This is a genomic window from Paenibacillus terrae, assembly GCF_005217525.1.
GTDB lineage: Bacteria > Bacillota > Bacilli > Paenibacillales > Paenibacillaceae > Paenibacillus > Paenibacillus terrae_C.
Window position 1 is genome coordinate 92,651 of the sequence record NZ_PNXQ01000011.1, and the last position, 12,840, is coordinate 105,490.

Sequence of the window (12,840 nt, forward strand, 5' to 3'; positions counted from 1 at the left end):
TGAGAAGATTATTTTCCTTATTGGCTAGTATGGTAGTGCTGTATCTCTTTTTCCACAAAAGGATACCAAAAACGTTTGATGCCGCACAATGAATGATACCTACAGAAGCGATTAAAAATCCAAAAATGTTCCGTATGTCCTGGATCATTCTCGCGGTGCTGTTGGTTGGCTACTTCAGTAAAGGGGCTATTTCCTATGGGAGATAGTCCTTATTTTCTTTCAAGAAGCATTGATTATGCTATTTTTAGCATTCGAGATTTAATGACAGACCCAATAGGGAATTATCTCTTCAAACGTAATACTTGTTGTCTGCCTTCCTTTTGCAGCGATCTACGTTGTTCTTCCATTTCTAACGCTAATGATATTTGGACCGCAGGTCCTGAGAGAGTAGGATGCAGCCAAGACTCAAAAGATATGCTCGATTAATTGCGGTCATAAATAGTTATTATTTACCGATCGTTCTCAATATGTTATATTGTTGATGTAGGAGGAATAGGTCAATGTCTAACAAAATCGCACTTGTAACAGGTGCAAATAAAGGAATCGGTTTCGAAGTTGCCAGACAATTAGGTCAGCAAGGAATAACAGTATTGGTTGGTGCACGCACAAAATCGAAGGCCGACGAGGCTGCAAGCAAACTGCAGGTTGAAGGTATTCAAGCTATTGGTGTACAGCTCGAAGTTACGAATGCCGAGCACATTGCTGAATTGGTTCACTTCATTGATAAGGAATATGACCGTCTAGATATACTGGTGAACAATGCGGGAATCTTGGTCGAAAATTCGGGATATGAAGGGGATTTCCTGCGTGATACGTTCGAAGTAAACACCTTCGCGCCATATTATATTACGGAAGCTTTGTTGCCACTGTTATTAAAAAGCGATGCGGGGAGAATCGTCAATCAAAGCAGTGCTTTGGGATCGATTCAGTTAAATTTATCCAACGAATCTGTGCAGGCGATGGCCAGTCCAGCATATTCGGCATCCAAAGCATCACTAAATTTGCTTACGGTATATTGGTCACAAAAATGGAAGGACACAAACCTGAAAATCAATTCCACGCATCCAGGCTTGGTCAAAACGCAAATGGGTGGGGAAAATGCAGAACTGTCCGAAGCAGATGGAGCGATTACAGCAGTTCGGTTAGCGACTTTGCCAGAGGACGGCCCGACCGGTGAATTCTATTACATGGACACTCAAGTTCCGTGGTAACCAAATTTAATCATGACCTCGTCGGTGAACTCACATCGTAAGTGATGAATTGTGAGGAACTGGAGACATGAAAGATATATCAATTATGGCTTAGCCATTAATGCATAAGAGTAGTGGTGGATAGATGCAGTCGCAGTTTTTGAATTGATTGGGATCATCTGTTCAAAAGAAAAACAGAGAATTTTTGCAAATATATTAGAATGATCATTCTTATTATAACAGATGGAGAAGGGATGGATTGAACATGGAATATCGTGTATTAGGAAATACAGGCCTTAAAGTAAGCAGTTTTGTATTAGGTACAGGTACTTTTGGTTTTTGGGGGAACAACACGGAGAAAGAAGCTGCAGTCATGTTGGATGAAGCTTTGGCTGGAGGAATTAACCTGATCGATACTGCGGATGTCTATTCAAGTGGTCAATCCGAAGAAATTCTGGGTCACATTCTAAAAGAACGCAGACAGGATGTTATTCTGGCCACGAAAGGCGGAATGCCCATGGGTAGTGGACTTAATCAATCCGGTAACTCGAAATATTGGATTAAGCGTGCAGTAGAGGGTAGCTTGAGAAGGTTGCAAACGGATTATATCGATTTGTATCAACTACATCAGCCGGATCTCCATACCGATATTGAAGAGAGTCTTGACGCACTTACGGACCTGGTTCGTGAAGGGAAGATTCGCTATATTGGTACATCCAATTTTCAGGCATGGCAAGTGACCGAAGCTCAATGGACTAGCGAACGCAAAAATGTAGCACGTTTTGTCTCTGAGCAAGCCCCGTATTCCATTTTAAACCGAAGTATCGAATTCGATCTGCTTGCTGCCACAGCAAAATATGGAATGGGTGTTTTGGTTTGGAGCCCACTTTCGGGTGGCTTATTAACGGGAAAATACCGTTCAGGAGAAGCTGTCGCCCCGGATTCAAGAGCAGCCACCTTCGCTGGACGCTTAAAATCTGTTGTTGACCCTAATCGAGAAGAAAACCGCACCAAGTTTGAAGCCATAGCCCAACTCCAAACACTTGCAGATGAAGCAGGATTAACTTTACCTCATCTTGCTATGGCATTCACACAAGCTCATTCGTCCATTACTTCTGCCATTGTTGGGGCAAGAACAATTGAACAACTCCGGGAAACGTTAAAGGGTAGTGACATCCGATTAAGCAGCGATATACTGGATGCGATAGATGCCATTGTTCCACCAGGAGTAACCCTGGATGCGTTGGAAAAAGGTTGGACACCCGATTGGTTACAAGCAGACAAACGAAGAATCCTGCGTTAAATATATAAGATAGGCATCATACCTGTATTCCATACACCAAGAATAAAATCAAACGATAAGTCGCTTGATTTTATTCATGTTCTTCTTTCCAGTTTGCCGATCGTTCACTTCAATGTATAATGATGATTCGAGGTGATTACAATGGCAAGATCCAAGGAATTTGAAGTTAATGAAGTATTAGATAAAGCAATACGCCTGTTCTGGGCACAAGGATATGAGAAAACTTCAATGCAAGAATTGGTTAATTTTATGGGCATTCACCGAAGAAGTATCTATGATACTTTTGGTGATAAGCATGCCTTATTTATGAAGGCACTCGAACGATATGAAACGAAGCAGACCAGCAAAATGAAATGTCTGGTTGAAAGACAAAAACCGGTCAAGGACTTAATTCGAGAAATGTTCGAGTCGACATTAAGAAATGAAGGAGAACCTCTAGGATGTTTCCTCGTGAATTCAGGCGTGGAACTGGGCGTGTTGGATCCAGAGGTTGCATCCCTGGTACAGAAGAGTTATACCCAAACTGAGGAATTATTGGCTACCCTTATTCTGGAGGGTCAGCAAACGGGTGAGATCAAGGCTAACTTTGAACCTAGAGTTATTTCCCATTATTTAATGAATGCCTGGTTGGGGCTACGGACGTTGGTTAAGACAACAACGGATCAACAAAAATTAAAGGATATTATTGATATGACACTGTCCGGATTAGATTAAAAGTGTAATTACAACTTATCGGGCAAAAGGAGTCACCTAAATGGAAGTTTTTTGTTTCCGCGATACAAGTTCTTGTCCCTCTAGCGGAGGAAAGAACTTGTATCTTATGCCTCAAACAAGACAAGAAATTCGGTCTCAAAATTAAAATTATTAGCCGCGAAAATAATTCTTTACTGTTCGTTCTAAAATCGATATACTTAAAGCAAGTTAGATCTAACTTTTTTTTACCCAAATAAGAATGATCGTTCTAAATTTGTTTTTGAAATTCATGTACAATAATCTGCATTTTATGAAGGAGAGAATATTATGAAGTACACAGTTATCACAGGAGCAAGTTCAGGAATTGGATATGAGACGGCATTGGCATTTGCTGCACGTGGCAAAAACTTAATTTTGGTAGCTAGAAGATTAGATAAGTTAGAAGAGCTTAAATCAACAATTCAGGAAATTGATCCTAATGTAAATGTTATTGTTTGTACAAGTGATCTGTCTGTTACAGATCAGGCCTACACACTGTATAACAATTTAAAGGAATACCAAATTGAGACCTGGATTAACAATGCGGGGCTTGGTGAAGCTTCATTTGTAGTAGAACAGAATTTAGATAAAGTTGAAACTATGTTACGTGTTAACATCGAATCCTTGACGATCCTTTCTACACTATATGTGCGAGATTATGCTGATGTAGAAGGAACTCAGTTAATTAACGTATCATCCGCACTCGGATATGCCATTGCTGTTGGGAGCGTTGCTTATTCCGCATCCAAATACTACGTTAGTGCCTTCACAGAAGGGCTTGCAAAAGAACTAGAACTGAAAGGAGCAAAACTAAAGGCAAAAGTTTTAGCACCAGCTATAACGGAAACGGAATTCGTGAAGAAATCAATAGATGCTGAAGAATTTGATTACAAAGCAAACATGCCTAAGTACCACACTGCCAAACAAATGGCGGGCTTCATGGTAGATCTTTATGATAGTAACGAGGTGGTAGGGATTGTAGACCAGAACTATGATTTCAATCTGAGAGGCGAAATATATCCAATAATTTCAGAATTTTAAATCGAATTTATATATCCGTATAACTTCATTTGAAGAGGAGAGTATCAGAATGGAAAAGTTGTGGAGTAAAACGAAAATTGGAGAAATGGAGTTACCACACCGTTTAGCAATGGCACCAATGACACGTAGTAGATCGCAAGAAGATGGTACACCGGGAGAGCTAACTTCCCTTTATTATGCTCAACGAGCGTCAATGGGACTCGTTATTACGGAAGGTACACAACCTTCTGATAATGGTCAAGGGTACTTATGGTCACCTGGGATCTATACGGATAAGCATATTGAAGGATGGAAAAAGGTTACAGAAGCAGATCCGACAACATTCTTTGATCTGGGAAGTAAAGGTTACACGGATTATCCTACGATGGAAGAATTAGAATCGCAAGAGGGACTACAATAGCATAAAGGGTGAAACATGGCGTACAACTGAAAATTGTGCGCCATGTTTTTAGTCTAAAAGATGTTCGATGTTTTCAAAAAACGTATTTGATAAAAAATGGTATAGCGCGAAATGAAAAAACGCTACGGTTTCATCCATGTCAACAAAGACAACGATGGCAATGGTGACCTGAGCAGAACGCCGAAGAAGAGCTTCTACTGGTACAAAAAAGTCATTGAATCCAATGGCGAAGAACTGTAGCCAAATTTGTTTTTGCCCAAGCACAAGAATAGCATGCTTAAGAAACCGTGATAGTTGCGGTTTTTTTTGTTTTCTCTATAGGGGGTGTTCAGACAACAATTTTTATGGCTAGCTACAAAAGGAGAATAAACAGAACCTCGTTTGGGAACCCCGCAACAAACTGCTGGTTTAAAAGGTTCTCATGAGAAAGCCTGTTTCCCATCTTGGTTGTGTTCGGCTACAACGATACAGCGTGTTCGCGGAGATGCCCAAGATGACCTTTTCATTGCCAAGTTAATGGAAATGACTTGCTAGATATCATGTTGTTTGAAGTGTCCGAGTGAAGCAAGTTCAAGTTCCCGAGGCCCTTGCATTTTTTCAGTCTTCCTCATTTATATTATGAGAAGATGGGGTTCACCGACTAATTGTCGAATAACCTTAGAATTTGATGTATTATGGATTTAACAAGTTTTTAGGGACCAAGGAGGGTCATAGTTTGTCTACACCGAGAAGAGCCGAACATCGTCAAAGTAAAAAGCTAAGTCTCATATCGTTGCTTACGGGCTTGGTGACGCTGGTGGTTCTGTTAACCTCAAGCATTCTTCTGGTTGGTTCTTATGAGTCCCAAAAGAAATCATTGACGGAGACGACGCTCCATCTGAATTACTCCAACGCTGATCGCATTTCCAGGACGATGGATTCTTTATTTAGATCCATGCGCGGCAGCTTGGAATACAGTGCAGATAAACTTTCCGATGTTGATGCCATGACTTCGAAGCAAGTGGACGATTATTTAGATCTGATGCGTAACAGCAGCAATTTCTTCAATTCCATCTCAGTGGTCGAAGCCAACGGACTGATTCGCAATGTAGCGCCGGCTAGAGTGGGAACGGCAGGTCAGCATATCACGTCTAAGGCCAGTCTGGAAGCTTTGGCACTCCAAAAACCGTATATTTCTTCCCCTTACATGACTCCAAACACTAAGAGACTCATCGTATTTATGAGCCAACCGATTTTCAGCAGATCCGATAAATATCTCGGTATTTTGAGCGGCACGCTATATCTTCAGGAGAACAATATCCTGTCAGATATTTTTGGCAACGGTAATGTGGACGATTCCGGTTCTTATTATTATATTGTGGATTCCAACGGACGTCTGCTGTATCACCCGGACAAGCAGCTCCTCGGGGAGGATGTCAGCAGCAACAAGGTAGTGCAGAAGTTGATGAAGGGGGAAAGCGGGGAACAGCAAGTTCGCAACACCAGTGGCGTCGAGATGCTTGCCGGGTACTCCAGTGTCCCGGCCAACGGATGGGGAATTGTGGTCGTTTCGCCGATTAGTCTAATCCATCATCAACTGATGGGCCAAATTCAGACCATTCTCTGGTATTCGTTGTTTCCGTTCATCACGCTGCTGATAGGAGTCATACTTGTGGCGTACATGTTAGCCCGACCTTTTGTCCATCTGGCAAATCTGGTGAGTAAGATGGGCAAGGAAGAGATTGTAATGCCGGAAGCGAAGTCGCACTGGAGCCAGGAGGCCGATTTGCTCACCAAGGCTGTATTGCTTGCCGTGTTGAATATTCAGAAGCAGACGGATCAATTGACCCAGGAAGCTGTGACGGATGTTCTGACCGGATTAATGAACCGAAGATCGCTTGAAAATACGATGAGTCAATGGATGGCCTCTGGTCTGCCATTTTCGCTCATTATGCTGGATGTAGACAAATTTAAATTCGTAAACGACACCTACGGCCATCTCATCGGTGACGAAGTTCTGAAACATGTTGCCGAAGTTATAGTTACCTCGCTTCGCCCGGATGATGTTTGCTATCGCTACGGCGGCGAAGAGTTCGTCATTCTGCTGAACCGACCTGAGGAAGCCTTCAACGTAGCGGAAAGAGTCCGTCGGGCTTTGGAACAAAGCAGGGCTCCCATTCCGACACGAGTTACGGTTTCTCTAGGCATCGCCCATTATCCTTTGCATGCGTCAGAGCGGGAAGAGCTGATAGAGAAGGCGGATCAGGCATTGTACCTGGCCAAGAGCAGAGGAAGAAACAGAACGATAGTCTCTGAGGGTTAAAGTAACTCCTCAAAATGCTTACAACCAGCATATTTGCGCGGAATGGACTGTAATCTATTTCTGACCTCTCAGCCGTCGCCTCTTCTTGTTATAATTTTATTGATAATAAATTAATTGGTTGGTGGACCAACCAATTATCATCTTTTAATTAGGTATGCTGCCGGTCGTAAGGGATCATCCATGAGAATGGTGCATGCAGTGAACGGGGGACTCATCTATGGGTCAACCCTTCAGATTATTTCGATATTCCAAAGGAGAGCAGCCCATTATTTTTTTGAACAGTCTGGAGAAGTAATAAGGGTCCCTAAAACCGAGTTGTATGCTAATTTCTTTAATAGAAGCATTCGTTAAGTCCAAAAGCTGACTGGCCCTCTGTATCTTCATTCTTAAATAGTAATCCACTGGAGAGTAGCCGGTTGATTGCTTGAAAATCAAGTTTAAATGCTGCTTGGATACCTGAACATGCCGACTAAGCTCCTCCAACGAGACGGTGGATTCCAATTGTTCGCGCATATAACGTGTTGCCTTATCAACATGGCTCTGGTACGTACTGTCTTCCTTGCGAAATGCAACGGATAATACAAAACTCAGCAGATAACGAACAGTTTGCGACACTTGAACTAAATGTATAACAGAGTATGATTTATTCAATAAAAGGTCGTAACACTGATGAAATAGCTCCAGTAGTTTGACTTCATCACTGGCAGCCATTGTAACATACGTTTTACAAGGCTCAAATAATGCCATGAAATCGTCCATTTGGTCCCCTTGGAGATGAAACCAGTAAATCGTCCAAGGATCTACATCGTCAGCCCCATAAGCATGCGGCATGTCCCTGGGAATGTAAGCAAAGCTTCGCTCCGTCATGCAAATGGTTACGTTATCCACCGTTCGTACCCAACCTTTTCCGCGGGCACAGTAAATGAATATATAAGAGTCACAACCATGCGTTCTTTCACGAAAATGATGGCGGGCATGGCTAAAGCAGCCTATATCCGTAATATATAGATTGCGCGTAAGCGGATTCAATTTTAATTTATTCAACATATAGGGCGGAAGGACATATAACCTTTCACCCTCAAATCCATCAGCTTTCTTATTCATAATCTATTCATCTCCCAGCCGGATGCATCTCTAATCATGAAATACGTATATAGTCCATCATAAACAGTGGATTGTCAATTGTATGTAGTGTCGCTTACTTGTAAGCTCTGAATATAAGAGCGACTATAAAGGAGTGATGGATTTGAGCATCTTCGACGCTAAGGCACGCGTGTGGGAGGAAACTGTGCAGATCCCTACGTATGGCATTGGCAAACCCGACAAAAATCCAATGTTTCTGGAGAAACGTGTCTACCAAGGAAGCTCCGGTCGAGTGTATCCGCATCCGGTAATTGATAAAATTGAGAATGATAAGAAACTGGAAAATTACCAAATGGTTTTTCTGGAAAATAAATATTTGCGTATTGAGATCATGCCAGAGCTGGGAGGTCGTATTTATCGTGCGGTCGACAAGACCAACGGTTACGATTTTGTTTACTATAACAAGGTCATCAAACCAGCGCTTGTGGGCTTATTGGGGCCATGGATATCGGGAGGCATTGAGTTTAACTGGCCTCAGCATCACCGTCCCAACACTTACGGACCTGTCGAATACAAGCTGGAAGAACATGAAGACGGTAGCGCGACGGTATGGGTGAGCGAAATTGACCGCATGTTCGGCACGAAAGTAACCGCTGGTTTTACACTTCAACCGGATAAAGCATACCTTAAAATGGGGGCCCAGCTATACAACCGGACTGCCGAGCCTCAAACGTTTCTATGGTGGGCAAATCCAGCCGTAGCGGTACATGATCACACTCAATCTGTTTTTCCTCCGGACGTATCAGCCGTGTTCGACCATGGAAAGCGAGATGTATCCCGTTTCCCGATCGCTACAGGCATTTATTATAAAATGGATTATTCTGAAGGCGTAGATATCTCCCGATACAAAAATATTCCTGTCCCCACTTCATATATGGCCTATAAATCGGACTACAATTTCATAGGTGGTTATGACCATATGAAACAAGCCGGGCTTTTGCATGTGGCCAACCATCATATCTCTCCCGGAAAAAAGCAATGGACATGGGGGAATGGCGAATTCGGCCAGGCATGGGATCGGAATCTAACTGACGAAGACGGTCCTTACATCGAGTTGATGACGGGTGTATATACCGATAACCAACCTGATTTTACATGGCTTCAGCCGTATGAAGAAAAATCGTTCTCGCAGTATTTTATGCCTTATAAACATATTGGTATGGTCAAAAATGCTTCAATTGATGCAGCTGTAAGTTTGGACATGGATCGCAGTGAAGGGACAGCACAGATTGGAGTCTATGTGACTTCTCCATTTCGTAAAGCCGTCGTGGAATTAAGCAGCCAGCGGAGACTCTATATTAAAGAATCTGTAGATTTGGAACCTAGTATGGCCTTTGTACAGAAAATCGATCTCTTGGCTGATGATGATGAACTATGCTTAACTGTCAAAGACGCGACAGGGAGGGAGCTGATTAGCTACCAGCCGAAGAAAAAGCAAGTTGAACAGATGCCTGCTGCGGCAACACCCTTGCCGGAACCGGAGGAATTAAGAACGAACGAAGAATTGTATTTAGCTGGTCAACACTTGGAGCAATACCGTCATGCCACCTTCGAACCCGAGGCGTATTATCTGGAGGGTCTGAAAAGAGATGAGAAAGACAGCCGCATAAATGTGGCATATGGTACGTTGCTTCTCCGTAGAGGGTTGTATTCAGCAAGCGAAGCGTGCTTCCGTAAAGCCATTTCGCGGGTAACCTGGCGTAACGCTAACCCCTATGACGGTGAGGCCTATTATCAGCTTGGTTTATCGTTAAAACATCAAGGGCGACTGGATGAGGCGTTCTCTGCATTTTATAAATCAGTGTGGAGTGCGGCATGGCAAGACAGCGGGTATTTCTCACTTGCGCAGATTGCGACAGAAAAAGGGAACTATGAAGAAGCATTGGAGCTTGTGGAGCGTTCGATCATCCGAAATGCTCGCAACTACAAAGCACGCAACCTTAAGTCGGCTATTTTTCGTAAGCTTGGCAACTACGAAGCGGCAGTAGCTTTTTCCAAGGAAACGATTAAGCTCGATATCGCCGATTTTGGAGCTTACCGTGAGCAAGGATTATCATTAGAGGCTCTCGGGTTACGGTCTGATGCTATAACGGTCTTCGATGAATTGAAAAAATGGATGCGTGGAGATGTGCACAATGATATAGCCATAGCCTCGGATTATGCGGCGGCAGGACTCTATGAGGATGCGGCATTCGTGCTGGAAGGCGCTTCAGAGCAGGCGCAAACCTACCCTATGCTGCATTACATTCAGGCCTTCTGCTATGCTAAAATCGGCAAGCACGAGCAGGCGAACAGGGCTCTCGCTCAGGCAGCCGAAGCAGTACCCGATTACTGCTTTCCCAACACTCTGTTTGAGTACGACGTGTTGCAATTTGCAGTTCAAACGAAACCGGGGGATGGAAAGGCACATTATTACTTGGGCAATTTACTCTATGATAAGAAACGGCACTTGGATGCCATTGCTAGCTGGGAAATATCTCGTTCCATTGATGATACCTTCCCCGTCGTTCACCGTAATCTTGCTCTTGGATATTTTAACAAACAAGGCCAAGTAGAGAAGGCTCGCCATTCGTTAGAGCAGGCCTTTGCAGGCAATACATCAGACGCGCGTGTTCTTTATGAGCTTGACCAGCTTTATAAGAAACTGAATATCAAGCCTGATGACAGATTGAACCTGCTGGAGAGTTATCCGGGGATCGTAAAGCTTCGTGATGATCTGTTTTTGGAATATGTAACCGTTCACAATATTATGAAGCAGCACAAGATAGCGTTATCCTTGCTGACAGGCAGAACATTTCATCCATGGGAAGGCGGAGAGGGTAAGGTAACTGGACAGTATAAGCAGGCCAAAGTAGAGCTTGCCAAGTCCGACCTGAGGTCTGGGCGGATTGAACAGGCTGTAAAAGGGCTGCGGGAGGCTTTAGTTTATCCAGAGAATCTTGGAGAAGGCAAGCTAAAGGGTTCGCAGGATAATGATATCTACTATTATTTGGGCTGCGCGTATGAGCGATTGAAATTAACAGATGAGGCAACGCTGGCCTTTTCCAAGGCCTCCCAAGGACTGGAGGAACCCATCAACCCCATGTATTACAACGATCAACAGCCGGATATGATATTTTACCAAGGATTGGCTTGGAAGAAACTTGGTCATGTGAAGGAAGGCAAGCGCCGATTCAACAAGCTGATTGATTACGCTGAAAGACACTTGTTCGAACCCGTGAAAATAGATTACTTCGCGGTTTCATTACCCGACTTTCTCATTTTTGAAGATGATTTGAATATTCGTAATCAGATCCATTGTACCTATATGAAAGCACTGGGCTTGCTTGGATTAGGGCGACAGGACGAGGCTATCCTGCATTTTGAATCTGTGCTTAAGCTGGAAGCTAACCACCAAGGAGCATTGAATCATATGGACTGGGAGGGAAGCTCAAATGAGTAATCTCTTGAGAAATGTACCGCGCAAATTGACGATCACGATGTGGGATTTCTCTTGGTATACAATGACACAGGAAGGTGAGCCCTATAGCGATCTTGAAGCCCGTTTTAAAGAAGCGGTCCAAAGAGGCTACAATACGATCCGAATATGTGCTATGCCATTCATGTTGTTTACGGCGGATGGCAAACGGCCCGGACCCTTGGAGTTTGCCAACCTTGGGGAAGTAGGCCAGCGTACGCGCTGGTATAACTGTCGCGGCGGCGCAGTACTGGATGGGCATGCTCATTTGCTTGAGCTGTTTAGACAAGCAAAGGCTCATAACTGTTACATTATGTTATCCTCTTGGGAATATCAGCAGAGTCCCAGCTTCCTGGCTCATGCTGAGCTTAGAGATGCATTAGCTGCAATTCCTCCTAAGGAAAGATTTATGACCATCGCAAGATCGATGGATCAGTTGATTCGTTTCGTTACAGCGGAAGGCTATAGGAACCAGATTATCTATACAGAGTTGCACAATGAAGTGGAGTTTGGACAGTTAAACGCTGTCGGAACGTCTGAAGGCATAGCTGAAACGGATGTATCAGCCCTTATTGAAGCCATGCAGCCCTATGTAGAGGAAGCTGTTGGATATCTTCGCCAATGTCATCCCGATATTATGATGACGGCCAGCTATACGTTAAATGAAGCCTACCCTAAAGCTTACGTCGCACGTAATATGCAGGTTGCCCATTTTCATCTTTATATCAAAGGGATGCTCAATGAGCTTATGGAAGCCGCAGGGCTTGATGATGAGTTGTCGCCATTCCCCAATCCATTCGTACAATCCCTATTAAGAGAAGACGCTCCTCCATTTGCAGAGTGGACTCTGCCTTCGGAGCAAAATTGGCGGATGGAAGGTAATCCGGTTGGCATGAGGCTTATTTATTTGCATGACTGGGCAGACCCGGATCAATGGGATTTATTTTTGTACGACCGGTATGGAGACCATAAAATGGCCATGTTGCAGAAGGCGGACACCCGATTGGAAGAAATACATGAATGGACCCGTCATTCCGGCATTCCCATTGTCATAGGAGAAGGCTATGTAGGCTATACGCCGCTGTACGCCCAATTTGAAGAAGGCCCAGTCGGCAAGTTTATCGCTGAATATGTGCTGCGAAAAGGAATGGCACTTGGTTTCTGGGGAATGACCCTCTGCTCCAACTGTGCTCCGCATCATCCATTCTGGAATGATGTAGCCTGGCAGCGCAAGTGGAATCAATTTATCCTGAATTCAATATGAACGAATGA

General features: G+C 43.7%; 9 protein-coding genes and 2 pseudogenes. 10 read left to right on the forward strand and 1 reads right to left on the reverse strand.

What is annotated here, in order from left to right; all coding sequences use genetic code 11:
* Positions 1-8: 8 nt before the first annotated feature.
* The 8 genes and pseudogenes from C1I60_RS09285 to C1I60_RS09320 form a co-directional block, all read left to right on the forward strand.
* Positions 9-176 (forward strand): annotated as a pseudogene (locus C1I60_RS09285) (ArsB/NhaD family transporter); the annotation flags it as partial.
* A 324-nt stretch (positions 177-500) separates the two neighbouring features.
* Complete coding sequence (locus C1I60_RS09290) at positions 501-1,211, forward strand: SDR family oxidoreductase (RefSeq protein ID WP_137061455.1); 711 nt, start codon at positions 501-503, stop codon at positions 1,209-1,211.
* Between the two features lie 244 nt (positions 1,212-1,455).
* Complete coding sequence (locus C1I60_RS09295; RefSeq protein ID WP_137061456.1) at positions 1,456-2,493, forward strand: aldo/keto reductase; 1,038 nt, start codon at positions 1,456-1,458, stop codon at positions 2,491-2,493.
* Between the two features lie 141 nt (positions 2,494-2,634).
* On the forward strand, positions 2,635-3,207 hold the full coding sequence (locus C1I60_RS09300; protein ID WP_137061457.1) for a TetR/AcrR family transcriptional regulator: 573 nt from the start codon (positions 2,635-2,637) through the stop codon (positions 3,205-3,207).
* A 306-nt stretch (positions 3,208-3,513) separates the two neighbouring features.
* Positions 3,514-4,266 (forward strand): SDR family NAD(P)-dependent oxidoreductase, encoded by a 753-nt coding sequence (locus tag C1I60_RS09305; protein WP_137061458.1) that lies wholly within the window; start codon positions 3,514-3,516, stop codon positions 4,264-4,266.
* A 49-nt stretch (positions 4,267-4,315) separates the two neighbouring features.
* Positions 4,316-4,666: an oxidoreductase gene (locus C1I60_RS09310; RefSeq protein ID WP_353505564.1), complete on the forward strand. Its 351-nt coding sequence runs from the start codon at positions 4,316-4,318 to the stop codon at positions 4,664-4,666.
* Positions 4,667-4,774: 108 nt separating this feature from the next.
* Positions 4,775-4,906, forward strand: a pseudogene (locus C1I60_RS09315) (family 1 glycosylhydrolase); the annotation flags it as partial.
* A 475-nt stretch (positions 4,907-5,381) separates the two neighbouring features.
* Entirely contained in the window at positions 5,382-6,968 is a 1,587-nt protein-coding gene (locus tag C1I60_RS09320; protein WP_252361649.1) for a sensor domain-containing diguanylate cyclase, read from the forward strand.
* Positions 6,969-7,190: 222 nt separating this feature from the next.
* Here the strand turns inward: C1I60_RS09320 and C1I60_RS09325 are convergent, their stop codons facing one another.
* A complete protein-coding gene (locus tag C1I60_RS09325; protein WP_137061460.1) occupies positions 7,191-8,072 on the reverse strand; it encodes an AraC family transcriptional regulator in 882 nt (293 codons plus the stop codon).
* A 136-nt stretch (positions 8,073-8,208) separates the two neighbouring features.
* On the opposite strand from C1I60_RS09325, the gene C1I60_RS09330 reads away from it, so the two are divergent.
* Both C1I60_RS09330 and C1I60_RS09335 read left to right on the forward strand, forming a co-directional pair.
* On the forward strand, positions 8,209-11,553 hold the full coding sequence (locus tag C1I60_RS09330) for a tetratricopeptide repeat protein (protein ID WP_137061461.1): 3,345 nt from the start codon (positions 8,209-8,211) through the stop codon (positions 11,551-11,553).
* The gene (locus tag C1I60_RS09335) at positions 11,546-12,832 is read left to right on the forward strand and encodes a cellulase-like family protein (protein WP_137061462.1); all 1,287 of its coding nucleotides are present in this window, start codon (positions 11,546-11,548) and stop codon (positions 12,830-12,832) included. Before C1I60_RS09330 ends, C1I60_RS09335 begins: the two co-directional genes overlap by 8 nt.
* Positions 12,833-12,840 lie beyond the last annotated feature (8 nt).

Bases quoted from the DNA above. Each gene is read 5' to 3' on its own strand.
- C1I60_RS09290 (WP_137061455.1), top strand. From the start codon at position 501: ATGTCTAACAAAATCGCACTTGTAACAGGTGCAAATAAAGGAATCGGT.
- C1I60_RS09295 (WP_137061456.1), top strand. From the start codon at position 1,456: ATGGAATATCGTGTATTAGGAAATACAGGCCTTAAAGTAAGCAGTTTT.
- C1I60_RS09300 (WP_137061457.1), top strand. From the start codon at position 2,635: ATGGCAAGATCCAAGGAATTTGAAGTTAATGAAGTATTAGATAAAGCA.
- C1I60_RS09305 (WP_137061458.1), top strand. From the start codon at position 3,514: ATGAAGTACACAGTTATCACAGGAGCAAGTTCAGGAATTGGATATGAG.
- C1I60_RS09310 (WP_353505564.1), top strand. From the start codon at position 4,316: ATGGAAAAGTTGTGGAGTAAAACGAAAATTGGAGAAATGGAGTTACCA.
- C1I60_RS09325 (WP_137061460.1), bottom strand. From the start codon at position 8,072: ATGAATAAGAAAGCTGATGGATTTGAGGGTGAAAGGTTATATGTCCTT.
- C1I60_RS09330 (WP_137061461.1), top strand. From the start codon at position 8,209: ATGGATTTGAGCATCTTCGACGCTAAGGCACGCGTGTGGGAGGAAACT.
- C1I60_RS09335 (WP_137061462.1), top strand. From the start codon at position 11,546: ATGAGTAATCTCTTGAGAAATGTACCGCGCAAATTGACGATCACGATG.